This is a genomic window from Micromonospora sp. R311, from assembly GCF_056780015.1.
The window spans coordinates 60,929-79,278 of the sequence record NZ_JBSWCE010000035.1 but is presented as its reverse complement, the minus strand read 5'-3'; the positions used below and the strand labels follow the sequence as shown (position 1 = coordinate 79,278).

The 18,350-nt window shown below is 69.9% G+C and carries 17 protein-coding genes; 6 read left to right on the top strand and 11 right to left on the bottom strand.

Annotation, left to right across the window (positions count from 1 at the left end):
* Positions 1-203: glycogen/starch synthase (locus AC1WTP_RS26505; protein ID WP_481651981.1), on the bottom strand; the 203-nt coding region annotated here is incomplete at its 3' end.
* Between the two features lie 333 nt (positions 204-536).
* Here AC1WTP_RS26505 and glgX point away from each other — a divergent pair.
* Genes glgX through treZ form a run of 3 tightly spaced genes read left to right on the top strand, consistent with a single transcriptional unit; the run spans position 537 to position 6,689 of the window.
* Positions 537-2,654, top strand: coding sequence for a glycogen debranching protein GlgX (gene glgX / locus AC1WTP_RS26500; protein WP_481651980.1), 2,118 nt, complete (start codon positions 537-539; stop codon positions 2,652-2,654).
* A 1-nt stretch (position 2,655) separates the two neighbouring features.
* Positions 2,656-4,959, top strand: a complete 2,304-nt coding sequence (gene treY / locus AC1WTP_RS26495) for a malto-oligosyltrehalose synthase (RefSeq protein ID WP_481651979.1) — start codon at positions 2,656-2,658, stop codon at positions 4,957-4,959.
* Positions 4,956-6,689, top strand: a complete 1,734-nt coding sequence (gene treZ, locus AC1WTP_RS26490; protein ID WP_481651978.1) for a malto-oligosyltrehalose trehalohydrolase — start codon at positions 4,956-4,958, stop codon at positions 6,687-6,689. Before treY ends, treZ begins: the two co-directional genes overlap by 4 nt.
* A 28-nt stretch (positions 6,690-6,717) precedes the next feature.
* Here the strand turns inward: treZ and AC1WTP_RS26485 are convergent, their stop codons facing one another.
* The 5 genes from AC1WTP_RS26485 to AC1WTP_RS26465 all read right to left on the bottom strand — a co-directional run bounded on the left by AC1WTP_RS26485 (position 6,718) and on the right by AC1WTP_RS26465 (position 12,515).
* Positions 6,718-7,287 carry a hypothetical protein gene (locus tag AC1WTP_RS26485; protein ID WP_481651977.1) on the bottom strand — a complete coding sequence of 190 codons (570 nt, stop codon included), beginning with the start codon at positions 7,285-7,287 and terminating at the stop codon, positions 6,718-6,720.
* Between the two features lie 401 nt (positions 7,288-7,688).
* Positions 7,689-9,320 carry a hypothetical protein gene (locus tag AC1WTP_RS26480; protein WP_481651976.1) on the bottom strand — a complete coding sequence of 544 codons (1,632 nt, stop codon included), beginning with the start codon at positions 9,318-9,320 and terminating at the stop codon, positions 7,689-7,691.
* Positions 9,286-9,879, bottom strand: coding sequence for a hypothetical protein (locus AC1WTP_RS26475; protein ID WP_481651975.1), 594 nt, complete (start codon positions 9,877-9,879; stop codon positions 9,286-9,288). Before AC1WTP_RS26475 ends, AC1WTP_RS26480 begins: the two co-directional genes overlap by 35 nt.
* A gap of 740 nt (positions 9,880-10,619) precedes the next feature.
* Entirely contained in the window at positions 10,620-11,111 is a 492-nt protein-coding gene (locus tag AC1WTP_RS26470; protein WP_481651974.1) for an NUDIX domain-containing protein, read from the bottom strand.
* A 39-nt stretch (positions 11,112-11,150) separates the two neighbouring features.
* Complete coding sequence (locus AC1WTP_RS26465; RefSeq protein WP_481651973.1) at positions 11,151-12,515, bottom strand: NsdA family TPR-like regulatory protein; 1,365 nt, start codon at positions 12,513-12,515, stop codon at positions 11,151-11,153.
* A 205-nt stretch (positions 12,516-12,720) separates the two neighbouring features.
* Between AC1WTP_RS26465 and AC1WTP_RS26460 the strand changes: the two genes are divergently transcribed.
* Positions 12,721-12,882: a hypothetical protein gene (locus AC1WTP_RS26460; protein ID WP_481651972.1), complete on the top strand. Its 162-nt coding sequence runs from the start codon at positions 12,721-12,723 to the stop codon at positions 12,880-12,882.
* Between the two features lie 46 nt (positions 12,883-12,928).
* Positions 12,929-14,008 carry a helix-turn-helix domain-containing protein gene (locus AC1WTP_RS26455; protein WP_481651986.1) on the top strand — a complete coding sequence of 360 codons (1,080 nt, stop codon included), beginning with the start codon at positions 12,929-12,931 and terminating at the stop codon, positions 14,006-14,008.
* 49 nt (positions 14,009-14,057) lie between these two features.
* Here AC1WTP_RS26455 and AC1WTP_RS26450 read toward each other — a convergent pair whose 3' ends face one another.
* From AC1WTP_RS26450 to AC1WTP_RS26430, 5 genes are all read right to left on the bottom strand, one after another.
* Positions 14,058-14,597: a GNAT family N-acetyltransferase gene (locus AC1WTP_RS26450; RefSeq protein WP_481651971.1), complete on the bottom strand. Its 540-nt coding sequence runs from the start codon at positions 14,595-14,597 to the stop codon at positions 14,058-14,060.
* A 29-nt stretch (positions 14,598-14,626) separates the two neighbouring features.
* On the bottom strand, positions 14,627-15,622 hold the full coding sequence (locus AC1WTP_RS26445; RefSeq protein ID WP_481651970.1) for an NAD(P)-dependent alcohol dehydrogenase: 996 nt from the start codon (positions 15,620-15,622) through the stop codon (positions 14,627-14,629).
* Entirely contained in the window at positions 15,619-15,846 is a 228-nt protein-coding gene (locus AC1WTP_RS26440; RefSeq protein WP_481651969.1) for a helix-turn-helix transcriptional regulator, read from the bottom strand. The genes AC1WTP_RS26445 and AC1WTP_RS26440 overlap by 4 nt, the downstream gene beginning before the upstream one ends.
* A complete protein-coding gene (locus AC1WTP_RS26435) occupies positions 15,840-16,268 on the bottom strand; it encodes a hypothetical protein (RefSeq protein ID WP_481651968.1) in 429 nt (142 codons plus the stop codon). Before AC1WTP_RS26435 ends, AC1WTP_RS26440 begins: the two co-directional genes overlap by 7 nt.
* A gap of 103 nt (positions 16,269-16,371) precedes the next feature.
* Positions 16,372-17,361, bottom strand: coding sequence for a DMT family transporter (locus tag AC1WTP_RS26430; protein WP_481651967.1), 990 nt, complete (start codon positions 17,359-17,361; stop codon positions 16,372-16,374).
* 61 nt (positions 17,362-17,422) lie between these two features.
* On the opposite strand from AC1WTP_RS26430, the gene AC1WTP_RS26425 reads away from it, so the two are divergent.
* Entirely contained in the window at positions 17,423-18,346 is a 924-nt protein-coding gene (locus AC1WTP_RS26425) for a LysR family transcriptional regulator (protein ID WP_481651966.1), read from the top strand.
* Positions 18,347-18,350 lie beyond the last annotated feature (4 nt).

Genomic DNA, 18,350 nt, shown 5'->3' with positions numbered 1-18,350 from the left:
AGGGCGACGGAGAGGGCGTGCACGTGGCGGCCGAGGCCGCCGACGAGCACCGGCGGGTACTCCCAGGACAGCATCAGGATGCGCCGGGCCGGTGGGGCGCCGCCGCCGGCGGGCTGCGGGATCGCCGGGCGGGACGTGAGGGTGGGCCGGCAGGCCCGGTCCGGGGCGGTGGCGAGCGGCTCGCCGACCCGCAGCGTCGTCACATCAATCTCCGTCCATGCAGGGTGGGGCACACCGGCGCCGGTGCCGGCGGAGTGGAAGGAAGGGTGGCCGAGGGCCGAGGCGGTGACGCGCGGGCGCGTCCCGCGAACAAGCAAAAGGCACCGGCGCCGATCCCGCATCTCGAAAAGGGTCAAGGTGACGGACGACACCCGAAGGGTTCAACGCGGATCAGTCGGGCGGATTACGGTCATCGGCCGAACGGGTGGATTGGCCGCGGAGCGGGCGGGGCAATACCCGCCGTGCACACCGCCGGCTCCGCCGCGTGGTGTGCTCATGGTGCGGGTGCGCTCATGATCTTGTGCCGAAGGAGCGACATGCAGGTCTGGCCGGGCGAGCGCTATCCGCTGGGCGCCACCTACGACGGGATGGGCACCAACTTCGCGATCTTCTCCGAGGTGGCCGAGCGGATCGAGCTCTGCCTCTTCGACGAGTGGGACACCGGCGCGGAGCGGCGGATCGAGCTGCGCGAGGTGGACGCCTACGTCTGGCACGCCTACCTCCCGGGCGTAGAGCCCGGGCAGCGGTACGGCTACCGGGTGCACGGGCCGTACGACCCGGCGAACGGGCTGCGCTGCAACCCGCACAAGCTGCTGCTCGACCCGTACGCCAAGGCGATCGACGGCGACGTGCGGTGGGACCCGGCGGTCTACGACTACGAGCACGGTGACCCGGAGCGGATGAACAGCACCGACTCGGCGCCGTTCATGCCGAAGTCGGTGGTGGTCAACCCGTACTTCGACTGGGGCAACGACTCCCCGCCGCGCACCCCGTACCACCACTCGGTGATCTACGAGGCGCACGTGCGCGGCCTGACCATGCGCCACCCCGACATCCCCGACGAGCTGCGCGGCACGTACGCCGGCATCGCCTCCCCGCCGATGATCGAGCACCTGACGACACTCGGGGTGACCGCGATCGAGCTGATGCCGGTGCACCAGTTCGTGCACGACCACCGGCTGGCCGACCTGGGCCTGCGCAACTACTGGGGCTACAACACCATCGGCTTCTTCGCCCCGCACCACGGCTACTCCGCCCTCGGCCGGCTCGGCCAGCAGGTGCAGGAGTTCCGCGGCATGGTCCGGGCGCTGCACGCCGCCGGCATCGAGGTGATCCTCGACGTGGTCTACAACCACACCGCCGAGGGCAACCACCTCGGCCCGACGCTGAGCTTCAAGGGCGTCGACAACGCCAGCTACTACCGGCTCAGCGAGGACGACCGGCGCCACTACGTCGACTACACCGGCACCGGCAACAGCCTCAACGTGCGCAGCCCGCACTCGCTCCAGCTGATCATGGATTCGTTGCGCTACTGGGTGACCGAGATGCACGTCGACGGCTTCCGCTTCGACCTCGCCGCCACCCTGGCCCGCGAGTTCTACGAGGTGGACCGCCTCTCCACCTTCTTCGAGGTGGTGCAGCAGGACCCGGTGGTCAGCCAGGTCAAATTGATCGCCGAACCGTGGGACGTCGGCCCGGGCGGCTACCAGGTGGGCAACTTCCCGCCGGTGTGGACCGAGTGGAACGGCAAGTACCGGGACACCGTGCGGGACTTCTGGCGCGGCGAGCCGGCCACCCTCGCCGAGTTCGCCTCCCGCATCTCCGGCTCCGCCGACCTCTACCAGGACGACGGGCGCCGCCCGTTCCACAGCATCAACTTCGTCACCTGCCACGACGGGTTCACCCTGGCCGACCTGGTGTCGTACAACGACAAGCACAACGAGGCCAACGGCGAGGAGAACCGGGACGGCGAGAACCACAACCGGTCCTGGAACTGCGGCGTGGAGGGGCCGACCGACGACCCGGCGGTGCTCGCCCTGCGGGCCCGGCAGCGGCGCAACTTCCTGGCCACCCTGATCCTCTCCCAGGGCGTGCCGATGATCGGCCACGGCGACGAGCTGGGCCGCACCCAGCACGGCAACAACAACGCCTACTGCCAGGACAGCGAGCTGGCCTGGGTGGACTGGGACAACGCCGACGGCGACCTGCTGGAGTTCACCCGCAAGCTGGTCGCCTTCCGCCGCCGGCACCAGGTGTTCCGCCGCCGCCGGTTCTTCACCGGCCTGCCGGTCGGCGGCCGGGCCGCCGAGTCACCCCTGCCGGACCTGGCCTGGTACACCCCGGACGGCCGGGAGATGACCGGCGAGGACTGGGGCAACGACTTCGGCCGCTCGGTGGCCCTCTTCGTCAACGGCGAGGGCATCCGCGAGCGCGGCCAGTACGGCCAGCGGCACGTGGACGACTCCTTCCTGCTCTGCTTCAACGCCCACGACGCGCCGCTGGACTTCACCCTGCCGCCGGCCGAGTTCGGGCAGCGGTGGGAGCAGGTGATCAGCACCGCCGAACCGGAACCGGAGAAACCGACAGTGGTCGAGGCGGGCGGCGCGCTGACCGTCCCGGACCGCTGCGTGGTGGTGCTGGAGAGGGCGGCGTGACATGTCCGCGACCCCTCGCGCCACCTACCGGGTGCAGGTCCGCCCCGGCTCCGACCTGGACGCCACCGCCGGTCTCGCCGGCTACCTCGCCGACCTCGGCGTCACCGATCTCTACAGCGCGCCGCTGCTGACCGCCATCCCCGGCTCCGCGCACGGCTACGACGTGGTCGACCACCGGACGGTCAACCCGGAACTCGGCGGCGAGGCCGGCCGGCAGCGGCTGCTGCGCGCCCTGCGGGCGGCCGGCCTCGGCCTGGTCGTGGACATCGTGCCCAACCACGCCGGGGTGGCCGTGCCGGCGGCCAACCCGGCCTGGTGGGACGTGCTGCGCCGGGGCCGTGGGTCGGCGTACGCCCGCTGGTTCGACATCGACTGGGACCGCGGCCGGCTGCTGCTGCCGGTGCTGGCCGACGCGCCGGACGCTCTCGACGACCTCAAGCTCGCCGACGGCGAGCTGCGCTACCACGAGCACCGCTTCCCGATCGCCGACGGCACCGGCGACGGCACGCCCCGGCAGGTGCACGACCGGCAGCACTACGAGCTGGTCTCCTGGCGACGCGGCGACGCCGAGCTGACCTACCGCCGGTTCTTCGCCGTCTCCGACCTGGCCGGCCTGCGGGTGGAGGACCCGGAGGTCTTCGCTGCCACCCACGCCGAGATCCTGCGCTGGGTGGCGGCCGGCGAGGTCGACGGCATCCGGGTCGACCACCCGGACGGGCTGCGCGACCCGGCCGGCTACCTGGCCCGGCTGCGGGCCGCCGCGCCGGACGCCTGGCTGCTGGTGGAGAAGATCCTGGAGTACGGCGAGGAGCTGCCGGAGTGGCCGGTGGACGGCACCACCGGCTACGACGCGCTCGCGGCCGTCTGCGGCCTCTTCGTCGACCCCGACGCCGAGGCCGACTTCACCGCCCTGGACACCCGGCTGGTCGGCCGGCCGACCTCCTGGCAGAACCTGACCCACGACACCAAGCTCGCCGCGGCCACCCGGCTGCTCGCCGCCGAGCTGACCCGGCTGGCCGCCCAGGTCCCCGAGGTGGAGCCGGCTACGGCCCGGGCGGCGCTGGCCGAACTCGCCGCCGCCTTCCCGGTCTACCGGGGCTACCCGCCCGAGGGCGCCCGGCACCTGGCCACCGCCCGCGCCGAGGCCGGCCGGCGCCGCCCCGACCTCACCGGCGGCCTGGACGCGGTCACCCGCCGGCTGCGCGACCCGGACGACGAACTGGCCCGACGCTTCCCCCAGTACACCGGGGCGGTGATGGCCAAGGGCGTGGAGGACACCGCGTTCTACCGGTGGAGCCGGTTCGTGGCGCTCAACGAGGTCGGCGGCAGCCCCGCCCACTTCGGCGTGCCGCCGGCCGAGTTCCACCGCTCCGCCGCCGCCCGGCAGGTGCGCTGGCCGGCGGGCATGACCACGCTCTCCACCCACGACACCAAGCGGTCGGAGGACGCGCGGGCCCGGTTGGCCGTCCTGTCGGAGCTGCCGGAGCGCTGGGCGTCGCTGGTGGGCGACTGGATGGCGCGGGTGCCGCTGCCCGACCCGGCGTTCGCGCACCTGCTGTGGCAGACCGCCGTCGGCGCCTGGCCGATCGAGCGCGAGCGCCTTCATGCGTACGCCGAGAAGGCGGCCCGGGAGGCCGCCGCGTCGACCAGCTGGACCGACCCCGACCCGGCGTTCGAGCGAGCCATGCACGCGATGGTCGACGCGATGTACGACGACGCTGTCCTGAACGCTTCGATCGGTGACTTCGTCGCCGAGATCACCCCGGCCGGCTGGTCCAACTCGCTCGGGCAGAAGCTGGTGCAGCTGGCCATGCCCGGGGTGCCGGACACCTACCAGGGCACCGAGCTGTGGGACAACTCGCTGGTCGACCCGGACAACCGCCGGCCGGTCGACTTCGCCGTACGCCGGCAGCTGCTGGCCCGGCTCGACGGCGGCTGGCGGCCCCCGGTCGACGCCGGCGGGGCGGCGAAGCTGCTGGTGGTCTCCCGCACCCTGCGGCTGCGCCGGGACCGCCCGGAGCTGTTCACCGGCTACCGGCCGGTGCCGGCGCACGGCCCGGCCGGGCGGCACGCGGTCGCCTTCGACCGCGGCGGCGCGATCGCGGTGGCGACCCGGCTGCCGCTCGCGCTGGCCCGCGCCGGCGGCTGGCGGCGGACCACCCTGTCGATTTCCGTTCACCGAGTTACGGACATGTTCACCGGTCGGGTCTACAGTGGGTCTGACCTGCTCCTTCATGATCTGTTGAGCACCTATCCTGTCGCGCTGCTGGCTCCCACCCCCGAGTCCGTGGAGGCTGCGTCATGACCGAATTCGCGGTGTGGGCGCCGGACGCCGCCCGGGTCCGGCTGCGCGTGACCGGCGGCGCCGACCGGGCGATGCGCGCCGGGCCGGACGGCTGGTGGCGGGTCGAGGTGCCCGGCGCCGGCCCCGGCACCGACTACGCCTTCCTGCTCGACGACGACGACCAGCCGCTGCCCGACCCGCGCTCCGCGTGGCAGCCGCACGGGGTGCACGGGCCGAGCCGGCTCTACGACCACGCCGCGTTCGACTGGACCGACACGTCGTGGACCGGCCGGCAACTGCCCGGCAGCATCCTCTACGAGCTGCACGTCGGCACCTTCACCCCGGAGGGCACCTTCGACGCCGCCATCGGCCGCCTCGACCACCTGGTCGAACTCGGCGTCGACATGGTCGAACTGCTCCCGGTGAACGCCTTCAACGGCGAGCACAACTGGGGCTACGACGGGGTCTGCTGGTATGCCCCGCACCAGCCCTACGGCGGGCCGGACGGCCTGAAACGGCTGGTCGACGCGGCCCACGCCAAGGGTCTGGGGGTGATCCTCGACGTCGTCTACAACCATTTCGGGCCCTCCGGGGCCTACGCGCCGCGGTTCGGCCCCTACCTGGCCGAGCAGACCAACCCCTGGGGGCGCGCGGTCAACCTGGACGGTCCGCACTCCGACGAGGTGCGCCGCTACATCGTCGACAGCGTGCTGATGTGGCTGCGCGACTACCACGTCGACGGGCTGCGGCTCGACGCCGTGCACGCGCTGACGGACGCCCGGGCCACCCCGCTGCTGGAGCAGCTGGCGGTCGAGGTGGAGTCGCTCTCCACCCACCTCGGCCGGCCGCTGTCGCTGATCGCCGAGTCCGACCTGAACGACCCCCGGCTGATCATCCCGCGCGAGGCGGGCGGCTACGGCCTGCACGCCCAGTGGAACGACGACGCGCACCACGCCCTGCACACCCTGCTCACCGGCGAGCGGCAGGGCTACTACGGCGACTTCGGCTCCCTCGAATGCCTGGGTGAGGTGCTGACCGGCGCCTTCTTCCACGCCGGCACCTGGTCCAGCTTCCGCAACCGCAGCCACGGCCGGCCGGTCGACCGGCAGCGCACGCCGGGGCACCGGTTCGTGGCGTACCTGCAGAACCACGACCAGATCGGCAACCGGGCCACGGGGGACCGGATCTCGGCGTCGCTGTCGCCGTCCCTGCTCCGGGTCGGGGCGACGTTGCTGATGACCGCGCCGTTCACGCCGATGCTGTTCATGGGGGAGGAGTGGGCGGCGTCGACGCCGTGGCAGTTCTTCACCAGCCACCCGGAGCCGGAGCTGGCGACCGCGGTGGCGACCGGCCGGCGGCGGGAGTTCGCCGCGCACGGGTGGCCGCCGGGGGAGGTGCCGGACCCGCAGGACCCGCAGACCTTCGTGCGGTCCCGGCTGGACTGGGCTGAGCTGGACAAGCCCGAACACCGCGAGGTGTACGACTTCTACCGGCGGCTGATCGCGCTGCGCAAGGCTCGCCCCGACCTGACCGATCCGCGGCTGGACCGGGTGCAGGTCCGCCACGGTGACCACTTCCTGGTGATGCGGCGGGGGGAGACGCTGGTGGTGGCGAACCTCGCCGGCAAGCCGCAGGGGATCACGCTGCCGGGGGTGGCGCGGCGGGTGCTGCTGGCCACTCAGGACGGGGTCACGGTGATGCGGGACCGGATCGAGCTACCGGCGGAGACGGCGGCGATCGTGGCGCTCTGATGTCCCGGCGAACTGCCAGAGAACACCCCTAGGAATCCGCAGGCGCGAAACGGAAGGATGGGCTGTTGGGCGACGAAAAGTAGGACAATCCGCCGGTTTCGGTGAAGTCCTGAAGCCGACGAAGCGCTGCCTCAGCCGCGGTTACGTCACTCAGGTACACCCGAATGCCGGTGAAGCGTAGCCATGCGTCGGCAGTGACGGGGTCGATGCCCAAGCCGTCCAAGTCACCCGTCAGCATGACGCGGGCGTGGATCCCTCGATCACGCTGCTCGACGATCTCGAGATCGATGAGGTCGTACTGGTGATGCTGGAAGAAGTAGACGCTGGACTCAGCAGGTTCGCCAGCACCTTGGACCGCTTGGCCTGCCATGCTGCGCCAGCTGACCCCGGGCAGGGGTAGCCAGTCGATGTCCAGGAAGACCGGGCTACTCCCATAGTCCCGGGCCACTTCCTGGAACGGGAAGCGGAAGCTCCAGGTCAAGGCCGGCAGCAGCCCGATCCTCGGGTTGTCGAACAGCAGCCCGCCCCAGGTTCCCCCTTGGATCGGAAGAAGCTCCCCGACGTCCAGGGCACCCTCGTCGTCAGCCGGCCTGATCACGCCGGCAGTCTTGCACAAGGTTGTGCATGCCAACGGCCTGAATCACGTCAAGCATTTGGCGTGATGCGACGGTCTTCAAGGCGACCCGCAACGGCCGCACGCGCCGGCGGCCGGCCGGGGCGCAGCGGCCGTCGCACCGCCGTTGGGCGACTCACCGCCGGCGGTGGTGGGGATGCGGCGCGGAGGATGCGGGTTCGCCCCTCCGCCTTTTGGGTGCTTCACATCGCTGCGCGACGGCCCTACGGGCCGGCCGCCCTTGACCCCGGAGCCTCTGGGACCCCTCAGGCCGGCTATTGCCGGCAGGCCAGGGCCTGCCGGCGGCACTCGCGCCGCATCCCCACCACGGCCTCGCGCGCAGCGTCAACCGCGTGGCCCGGCTGACTTCTGCCGGCGCGGCATCGCTAATGGGCAGGAGGTGCGCCAGGGCTATCTGCCGATGCCGGCAAGGCGGCCAGCATGTTGCGCACCGAAGATGCGGAGAAGCGGTGTGGCATAAGCCAGAGTAGCAATGGGATGTAATGAGGCTGTTGTCGCAACTGCTGAGGTATCCCTTCATCGGGCTGCCGCGCAGATTCGACCAGCAAGGCCCAACTTTGGGTCTGCGCCGGAAACCGCCCTTCTACTTTGCCGTTAGGGCTTCGCCAGTAGAACCACTGCCATTGATCGCGTGGCTTGAATGTCTGAAAGCTGGTGTGGCTAATCTTGCGCCACCACTCGCCAAGTGCATCACGCTCCCCCAAGTATGCTTGAATCAACACCATTCCTTCCATCACGTAGGAACTGGTTCCCGACGGCGGCCGGATGGGGCGCAATGCGATGTCAAGGCTCGACCTCAACACATCCTGAATGTCGGCGTACGGGTCAAAAATCGCATCCTTACCTCCGTAGTGCAGGAGGGCTTGAAAACAGGACCCGTTCAGTTTCCTAGCCCGATAGCTGTCGCCAAGTGCATTGAATGCGACTGCCGCAAGCGCAAGCTGAACACACTGCCCTTCGGTCTTCATCTCGATGAGCAAATTATCCAGCGCCTCGCTCAAGAACTCCGCAATGTCCTGCTGCTGATCGAAATCGCCATGTTGCGGTATCTTGCTCAGCGCATGGGCCGCAAAGAGTCCGGCTAGGAGAGTAACCCGGGACTTGTAGACATAGGCGTCCGCGTAAGGCACATCGGCCGGCTCCGCATAGTGTGACCTCTCTTTGACTTCCGCTAGAAGGTCGTCGAATGCGTCCTCTATGGCCCTTTCGATCACTTCCTGGCACGGCTTCCATAGCCTGGCATCTAGCCCGGATTTCTCGACTACTCCCCACATATAGGAGAGAAGCATCAGCCAGCCTTCAATGACTGCCACATAGTTCTGCGCACGGTATTTGTTGCCCAGCAGATAGCCCACCGAAATTGCCGCCGCATTCAAGGTCTGGCGAATCTCGTTATTCGACGGCCTCTTTGCGTCGTCAGGCAGGATCCGACTGAAGAACCCTTCAATCAGGCAAGATAGGAGCGGCTTGTTTAGGGGCTCCAACCCGTGTTCCCTGTACAAGTCAAGAAAACTGGAGAAGTCATCTAGCGCCCTCGGAAGGTATATCCCATAGGCGTCACAAAAATCGCGCATAAGTTCGCCGCGAACAATGGTATCGAAGCTTCTCTTGCCACGACTACTCCAAGCTTGCCGCGTGTCGTAGACCTCGCGGAGAGCCTCGCCCTTGAATTCGCCGTTGACGACCAGGTGGCACACCCACTCCACGTTATCGCTCAATGAGGGGTGCTTCGGCGGCACGTCCACCATGACATCAATCTCTGGCTTAATCTCTGTTCGCCATCGTTCCAAGGTAACATCGCCACCCTTGAGTTGGAAGCAGTGGACCACCCCGTCGGTATCAATCGACGTGATGTCCTTGCCTTGCTCAAGGGTGGCCTTCTTTGGCGAGATGTGCAGGATCCGGTGCCCTTTTAGCGCAAGCAGTTGGGCGTAGGGAATTGTGAAGGAAAGCTCGTTAGCATTAATCAACCAGTTTTCGATTACTCTCTCTTGCAATCCACTGCTCCCGCTTGCGATCCATGAGCGCCTTGGCTCTTTCCCGGAAAGACTCGTCTTCGGCCTGAATACGCATGATTTGCTGCCGCACTTCTTGTGAGCCCCCGGCGATGTCAAGAGGGTTAGGGTTGCCATTGTCATCGAAGCTGATTTCGAGTGACTCAAGCACCCTAAGCAAGAATTCGGCATCTATTGGCCGGCCCTCGTTGCTGATGGTTTGCCCTGCATCCTCCAAGGTGCTGCCGAGACTTTCATAGAATGACTTTGCCAGATTCGATCCGAAGTCGCTGCCGAACGATGCCACGACGCCCAAGATCTCCTCATGCGTCATTGTCGGGAGGTCAGATAGTACAAGGGGACGTTCCAGAGAAAAGTCCTTGAACTCGACATCCTTGACCTCTCCTTGGACCGTCGAGAAATCCGCCCCGTCTCCTTCGTGGTAATACGAGATCGGAGATTTGGCAAACGGACCCAGTTGCGCATCCTGATACGTCTTCATCACTTCATAGAGGACGGACGATATATCACGCTTCAGGGACGGGTAGTCCGGTAAGGCCATGGCTGGAAGGTAATCCTATCGGAGGAAGAAGGGAAGCCGATCGGCCTTAGTTTCTAGAACCCCTCCCGTGGCGCCGTCGCCCCCGAGCTGTTGCGCGGCGGCACCCAGTCCAACCGTTGACCTGGGGTCGGTGCTCGTGACCAGTGCCGCGCCGAGATCGGGCAACGGGTTGCTGGAAGTGGTTGCTCCTTCGCTCCGCATCTCCTGCGGCGGCTTCAGCTTCGAGGCTGTCAGTAGCCGACCAGCAGCATCCCATCAAAGGGAAGGTCTAGGCGCTGGCTGGCGTAGATGGCGTTGAACTGGTCCCGAGCGTCCCGAAAGGCTGGTACCGCCACCTCACGCCCCCCGCTCTGGTGGCGGTAGGCGATCGGAAGCAACAGGGCGAGGCACCGGCGTCGAGGATGAGATTGGCCCGAACGATGTCACGGTAGACCGCATTGCCCGGAGGCGCTGTAGCCATTCTGGGCCGCCCCTGGGCCCCTGGGCCCCTGGGCCGCCCCTGGGCCGCCCCTGGGCCGTCCGGGTCATCACAGGGCCGTCAGACATCGACCACCAACGACCGACGACCAGCAGCACCCAAAGGAACGGCAGGCCAGCCGCCATGTGAGAGCGGCCGAGCTGGTGGGCGACGGACGAGTCGACCTTCGCGCCGGAATCTGTTGACAGCCTGGGCCTGACTGGCTCTAGAGGTCCGAGCACATCTGTTGGTTGCGCCTGAACCCTCGCCCTCATTGGACCGATCAACAGCTCGATGGGACAGCCGAACCACCGGCAAGATACGCCGCGCTGTTTCGGCCTCGGGCCTGTATCGCCGGACGGACACGTGAAGCGACGTTGTCCGGCAGACGCTGCTCTGCCTCTTGAGCCGAGAAGAAGGCGATGTCTTCCAGTTCTTGTCCGGCTAGGTCGAAGCTGTCGAGGCCGGTAACGGTCCCGCAGTCGAAGGTGAAGTGGACGAGGGCGCGTGGCCGCTGCCCGGCGGCGGGTGCCCAGTCCACGACGAGTAGGTCACCCACGGCTACAGCAGCACCCAACTCTTCGCGGATCTCGCGGGCGCACGCCTGATGCGGGTATTCGCCTTCGTCTACGTAGCCGCCAGGGAAGGCCCAGTGGTTGCGGTAGGTGGGTTTGACGAGGAGGACATTGCCGGCCGGGTCGGTGATGAAGGCGGCTGCGGCGGCGTAGAAGGCGGGCAGGTTGGCGTACCAGGTGGCGGGCTCCGTCCAGGTCACATCGTGACGCTAGCCGAAGCGTCTCAATGCCGACTCGCGCTACTTGGGCAGTGGGGTGGCCGCGAGGGCAAGGAGAAGTTCGTTGACCTGGGGCATCGCTTGATGAGGGGTCAGCGTGGCGGTGAGTTCGCGGACGCGGCGGTTCACGCGGGCAGAGTGGACGTCCGCGACATGCCGTGCTAGCTCCCGACCCCAGCCGCAGGCGGTGTCGATGTCCCCAGCGCGGGCATGAGTCGTGGCGATGAGGGCGGTGTGCAGGGCGCGCGTCCGGGCGTTCTGGCCAGCGAGAGTGATCGCATCGGGTGCGTGTCGCAGGGCCCGCCGGTACAGGTGCAGGTCGCTCAGGCACTTCAGCTCCGTGCCCGCGAAGTGGGCTGGGCTGAAGTAGTTGACCCACCGCGGGCTGACGTCCAGGTTCATCCGTTCGAGGGCGCGTTCGGCCTTGGCGAGTGCGCTCTGACAAGCACGTCTTTCGCCCAGCCGGCCGTAGGCGCTGGCGGCTGCCGTGTAGAGCCGAGCGCGGACACCGGCCGGGGCACGGCCTGCCCCGTCGATGGCGGCCTCCGCCAGCCGTGTGGCCTGCTGGGCGTGCCCGAGGTACACGGCCTGGGTGGCGAGGTTGGCCAGTAGGTGAGCGCCGTAGAGGCGGTCGTCGGCGGCCTTGGCGAGCCGTAGCGCGATCGTCAGGTGCTGTTGAGCGATGCGGTGGTCGCCTGCGTCGTAGGACATGAAGGCGAGTTGGCCGGAGAGCATCGCGGCGGCCCGCATGAGTTCGCGTCCAACGGCGTCGGTGTAGGTGCCACGCAACATCGGGGTGAGTTGGCGCACGAGGAAGTCGGCCATGAGCGCCCTCGCCCGAGGCGAGCCGCCACCATGACGTCGGTCGAGATCGGTGAAATGGTCCGCGAGGGCGTATAGCGACTGGATGTCGCCAGCCGTCACCTGCTGCTTGCCACTGCGGCTGATCGCACGGTCGGGCAGGTCGTACCGCCACGCCAGCGCGGCCTGTAGCGCAATGCCGCTCTGGAACGCCTCGCTGGACGCCGGGTTGGCCTGCCTGGCCAGCATCGTCCAGAGTTGCTCGGCCGCGTCGAACGCATGACCGGCGGAGGATGGGTAGGAAGTGGCCTCGGCGGTTTGGGCGGCGGCGAATCCCAGGTCCGTGACGGCGACGGGACGACCGAGCTTGCGGCCGATTACCTCCGTCATAGTGACCTGAACGTGCTCGGCGGGTCGTCGTCCGCGTAGCCACCAGTAGACGCTGGCGGCGTCGTATCGCCAGGTCCCGTGGCCTCTGCCGGCGTGATTCAACTGGCGGGCGAAGGCAGCGTGGGCGTTGCCGTAGCCAGCGGCCTTCAACAGTGCTTCGAACGCCGCGTTCGTGACCGGCCGCGCCATGGTCATGCCTCCAGGCATCGAGTGACTACTAACAGTGATGAGCCTATGGGTTCCTGCGGCGACGTGGTGACCCCACACAACCCCGCGCAAGCGGCGTCGTGCGCAGCGCAATGGCGCGCAGCGGCCGTCATCTGTTCCGTCGATCAACAGTCGAATTGGCTGGCATCAGAAGTCCGAGTTCGACGGTGCATGCCGGTTGACGGAGGTGGAGATGCCAGGGGACGAGTCGGGGAGCCGGGGTGAGCAGGTCGAGGCGGCCGAGCGGGAGGCTGCCAAGCAACGCCTGCTGGAGCAGGCCGAGGCGGAGCGCGTACCCGTGGAGGAGACCACCCGCGCGGTGCCGGACCGGCGGTGGCGCAGTGACCAGCGATGAGCTGCCGATCGGTCGCCGGGTGGCGCGCTGGCGGGTACGGCGGCGGATGACCCAGCAGATGCTCGCCGACCGGCTCGGCCGGTCGAAGAGCTGGGTGGACAAGGTGGAGCGGGGTGTCCGCGCGCTGGACCGGTACCCGGTGATCCAGGAGATCGCCGAGGTGCTGCGCGTCGACCCGATGGCGCTGCTCGGCCAGCACCAGCCGCCGGCACCGGCCACACCTCAGGCGCTCGACGGTGTGGACGGGATCCGGGCCGCCCTCGCCCGCTACGACAACACGCCACCGAGGCCGACAGGCGAGGTCCGGCGGAACGTCGAGCACGCCTGGCTGACCTACCAGCACGGGCACTATCCGCAGCTCGTGCGGGTGCTGCCGGGGCTGCTCGACGGCACGCAAAGCGCAGAACCGCGGCTACGTGTGCAGGCGTACCGGATCACCTCGTCGCTGCTGGTGAAGCTCGGCGAGGCCGACCTCGCCTGGCTGGCCGCCGACCGGGCGATGGGTGCGGCGGCCGGCGATCCGGTGCTCTCCGCGGCGGCGGCCGTGTCGGTCGGGGCGGCGCTGCGCGCGCTGGGCCGGCACCGGTTGGCCCTCGCCGCGACGCTTGCCGCCGCGGGCCGCCTCGCGCCGGCGCAGGCGCCGGCCGTGCAGGGGACGCTGCTGCTCCAGGCCGCCCTGGCCGCTGCCGGCAGCGGCGACGCCGGCCGAGCCGGGGAGCTGACCGACCGGGCCGCCGGGATCGCCGCCGGAGTCCGGGCCGGCGACGACCCGCACCGGACCGGCTTCGGTACGGCCGCCGTCGAGTTGGCCCGGGTGGTGGCGGCGGTCGAGTTGGGGGACGCCGGTGCGGCGGTGCGGCGGCACGGGAAGCTGGCGCAGGTGCCGGGGTGGCGGCGGCTGCCGGCCGAGCACCGGGCCGCGTACCTGGTGGACGTGGCGCGGGCGTACCTACTGGTGGTTGACCTGCGCGGGGCGGCCCGTGCGCTGGTCGAGGCGGATGCCGTCGCGCCGGCCGAGGTCCGGTGCCGGCCTCAGGTGCGTACGGTGATCGCCGAGGTCGCCCGGGGCCACCCGGCGCCGGCCGGCGTGGCGCGCCTGGCGACGCTGGTCGGCCTGACCCGCTGACGGCAAGGGCACCAGATCGAACAGCGTCCACCCCGGGGTAGGCGCCCGGCTACGGCTTCCAGTCGCGCCGGAGCAGGCCGTAGAGCACGAAGTCGGCGAAGCCGTCGCCGTCGTACTCGCGCTCCCGCTGGGTGCCCTCGTGCGTGAAGCCGCACGCCTCCGCGGTCCGCCGCATGGCCTCGTTGCTGGCCAGCGTCTCCAGTTCCAGGCGGCGCAGGTTGCGGTTGCGGAAGCCGTACCGGCAGAGCAGCCCGATCACCTCGGTCCCGTACCCCTGGCCGCGCGCCTCGGGGACCAGCGCGATGCCGAGGTGGCCGTACCCGTTGAACGCGTTGATCCCCCACAGCACGCCGCGGCCCAGGAACGTGCCGTCGGCCACGGTCTCGGCCAGCAGCAGCACCGGGCTCTGGCCGTCGGGCGGCTCGATCACCTGCCTCTCCAGCCAGGCCCGGAGCTGGCCGACGTGGCGCGGCAGGAACGGCTCGCCGTCGGTGATCAGGTGCAGCTCGGGATCGCTCTTCAGGCGGAACAGGTTCGGCGCGTCGTCGGGCGTGGGCGGGCGCAGTCGGACCCGTTCGGTGGCGAACACGGCACGACGCTAACAGCCGGCACGGGTGATCAACGACCGGTTAATCCGGGCACGGTGACGACGATCTTGCCGCCGGGGTGCCCGTCCCGGAGGTGCCGGATCGCGTCCGCCGCCTCGGCCAGCGGATAGGTGCGGTCGACCGCCGGGGTGAGCGCGCCGGACTCGATGAGCGTCCCCAGCTCGTCCAGGTCCTCGACTCGCTCCATGGCGCTGACGCTGCGCAGCCGTTGGCCGACGAACAGGGACAGCAGGGGCGCGCGGACCATCTGTCGGTCGTAGCCGCTGAGCACCGGGCCCTTGGTGTACGCGCCGCCGACCAGCGCCAGCGTCCCGCGCGGGGTGAGGGCGCGGCGCAGGAGCGAGAACGGCCGGTCGCCGCCGGTGTCGATGACCACGTCGTAGACCGGGCCGTCGCGGTCGACCTCCTCGCTGGTGTAGTCGAGGACGTCGTCGGCGCCGAGGGAGCGGACGAAATCGGCCCTGGCCGGGGCGCAGACGGCGGTGACCGTCGCCCCGTACGCCTTGGCGATCTGCACGGCGTGGGACCCGACCCCGCCGGACGCGCCGATGACCAGCACCCGGTGCCCGGCGCGGACCTCGCCGCTGTCGCGTACCGCGCGCAGCGCCGTCATCCCGGAGACCGGCACCGCGGCGGCCTGGGTGAACGACAGGTTGGCCGGCTTGCGGGCCAGTCGCCGCTCCGGGGTGCTCGCGAACTCGGCGTACGAGCCACGCAGGCAGGTGCCGTACACCTCGTCGCCCGGCCGGAACCGGGTCACCCGGGCGCCGACGGCGGCCACCACCCCGGCCAGGTCCCGGCCGCGCACCGGCACCCGGGGTCGGCGCAACCCGCTCGCCAGCCGCGCCAGGTAGGGGCGGCCGGCCATGAAGATCCACACGCCGGGATCGACCCCGGCCGCGTGGACCTGGACGAGAACGTCTTTGTCGCCGATGGCCGGCCGGTCGATGTCGCGGAGTTGGAGCACGTCCGCCGGGCCGTAGGTGTCCTGGACGATGGCCTTCACGGTGTCGCCTCCTCGGGGTACTGGAACACGTCGTCGAGCCGCGCACCGAACACGCGGGCGATCCGGAACGCCATCTCCAGCGAGGGCGAGTAGCGGCCCTGCTCGATGGCGATGACGGTCTGCCGGGTCACGCCGATCTTCTCGGCGAGCTCGGCCTGGGTCATCTCGTGGTGCGCGAAGCGCAGCGCGCGGATGTTGTTCGTGACGCGGGTCGGCTTCACCACTGCGGGACACCCCTGCGGTAGACGATCACCTTCGCCAGGGAGCCGACCACCGCCGACAGGACGAAGCACAGGTAGATGACGTTGGCGATCCAGAACGAGTCCCACTCGGCCAGCGCCATGAGCATCGCCGACACCGCGCCGATGATGACGAATGCCTGGCCCACGTGGTCGCCGAGCCGCCCGATCTCCCGGTCGCGCACGTCCTTGACCCGGGACGCGCGGGGGTTCACCACGCCCATCCCGATCTCGGCCAGGATGCTCGCGGCGATGGCGCCGCCGACCGTCCACAGCAGAACGCCGGCGTAGGGGGTGGCGGCGATTGGCCCGCCGTCGACCCGGCTCAGCACGACGATGGCGTAGACGGCGTACCCGGCCGCGCTGACGACCAGCATGATCCAGGCGCGTTTCTCCTCGTGCGTCATGACCGCCTCCCGATGTAAAGAATCCTTGACACGGTCAGAGTAAGGCGTTCTTGACACCATGTCTAGAAACTTTTACATCGGGGTGGGCGTTGGGTGGCGGTCGTCAGCGGCGGGTCGCGAGCACCACGCCGGTCAGGCAGAGCGCGCCGCCGAGCAGGGCGAGCGGCGCCGGTACCTCGCCCAGCAGCGTCCACGACAGCAGCACGGTCACCGGCGGCGCCAGGTAGGTCGCGGCGGTGGTGCGACCGGCGGTCCAGCGGGACAGCACGTAGCCCCAGGTGAGGAAGCCGACCGCGGTCGGGAACACGCCCAGGTAGAGCATGCCCAGGGTGGCCGGCGGCGGGGCCGCGGCCAGCTCCGCGAGGAGCGCGGGCGCGAACGGCAGCAGGGCCGCGGTCCCGGCCAGCGCGCCGAGCCAGGTCATCGTCACGGCGTCCACCCGCGCCAGCAGGCGTTTCTGCAGCAGTACGCCGAAGGCGTACAGCACGGCGGAGAGCACCGCCAGCGCGACGCCGACCTTGTCGGCCTGCCCGGTGAAGCCGCCGGCCGCGATCAAGGTGACGCCCGCGAAGGCGATCGCCACCCCGACTCCGAGCCGGCCGGTGAGCCGCTCGCCCAGGACGGCGACGGCGGCCACCGCGACGAGGATGGGCGCGATCGCCACCAGCAGAGCCGCCGTGCCGGCGTCGACCAGCCGCTCGGCGGCGTTGAGCGCCACGTTGTACCCGCCGAACCAGGCCACGCCCCACAGCGCGATCAGCCCCAGGGTCCCGCCGCGGGGCAGGGCGGCCCGGCGGGGCGTCGGGTCCTCCGGCCCCGGCGTGACGTGCGGCGCTCGCCTGCGTCGGACGCCGGCGGTGAGTGCCACGAACGCGCTCAGCGCGGCGGACGCCGCCGCCATGCGGCCCAGCGCCATCGCGCCGGGGGAGTAGTCGTGCCCGGCGAAGCGGATGCCGACGAACGCCGACGCCCACAGGAACACCGTCGTCCCGGCGGCGGCGACGGTCGGCCAGGACCGGGGGTGCACCCCGGCGCGGTCGCCCCCGGTGGCGTCTGGTCGGGTCGGGGCGGCGATGAGGTGCGTACGGGTCATGTGGGCGATTCTGGTGCGCCCGAATGTTCAGCACCAGCGACTATTTCTTCACAACTGTTTAGTGAGGCTTTATTGTGGTGGCGTGCTCGACGTCCACCGTCTCCGTGTCTTCCGTTCCGTCGTGGCGTCCGGGTCCGTCCAGGCGGCCGCCGCCAACCTCGGTTACACCCCCTCCGCCATCAGCCAGCACCTCACCGCGCTCCAGCGTGAGACGGGCCTCACGCTCCTCGCCCGGGCCGGGCGGGGCCTGCGGCCCACGGCAGCCGGGCACGCCCTGGCCGCCGAAGCCGAGCGGGTGCTCGCCCGGCTCGGCGCGGCCGAGTCGCTCATCGCCGACCTGCGGACCGGCCGCACCGGCGCCCTGTCCATCGCGTACTTCGCGTCGGTCGGGGCGGCGTGGATGCCGCTCGTGGTGCGGCGCATCCTCACCGAGCTCCCCGGTGTCCGGCTCGACCTGCGACTGCGCGAACACATCCCGGACAGCCGGGAGGAACGCGCCGACGTCCAGGTGGTCGTGGCCCGCCCCGGCTTCGACCCCGGTTCCGGCTTCACCACCCAGCACCTCCGCGACGATCCCTACGTGGCCGTGCTGCCCGCCGGGCACCGTCTCGCCGGGCACGAGGAGGTGGACCTGGTTGAGCTCGCCGACGAGGGCTGGGTCGACAACGACTTCGCCCGCGGCTGGTGCCGCGACAACCTCATCGAGGCCTGCACCGCCGCCGGGTTCAGCCCGGCCTTCCGGGTCGAGGCGCACGACTACCCGACGGCACTCGCCTTCGTCGCGGCCGGTATCGGCCTGACGGTGCTCCCCGCGCTCGGCGCGGCCCAGCTGCCCGACGGCGTGACCCGCGTCCGGCTCGTCCGGCCGACACCGATCCGGTCGATCCAGGCGGTGGTGCACGACGCGGTCGAGCAGGCGCCGGCGGTACGGACGGCGGTCGCCGCGCTGCGGGAGGCGGCGACGCTGGTAGGCCCGGCCCGGTGATTCG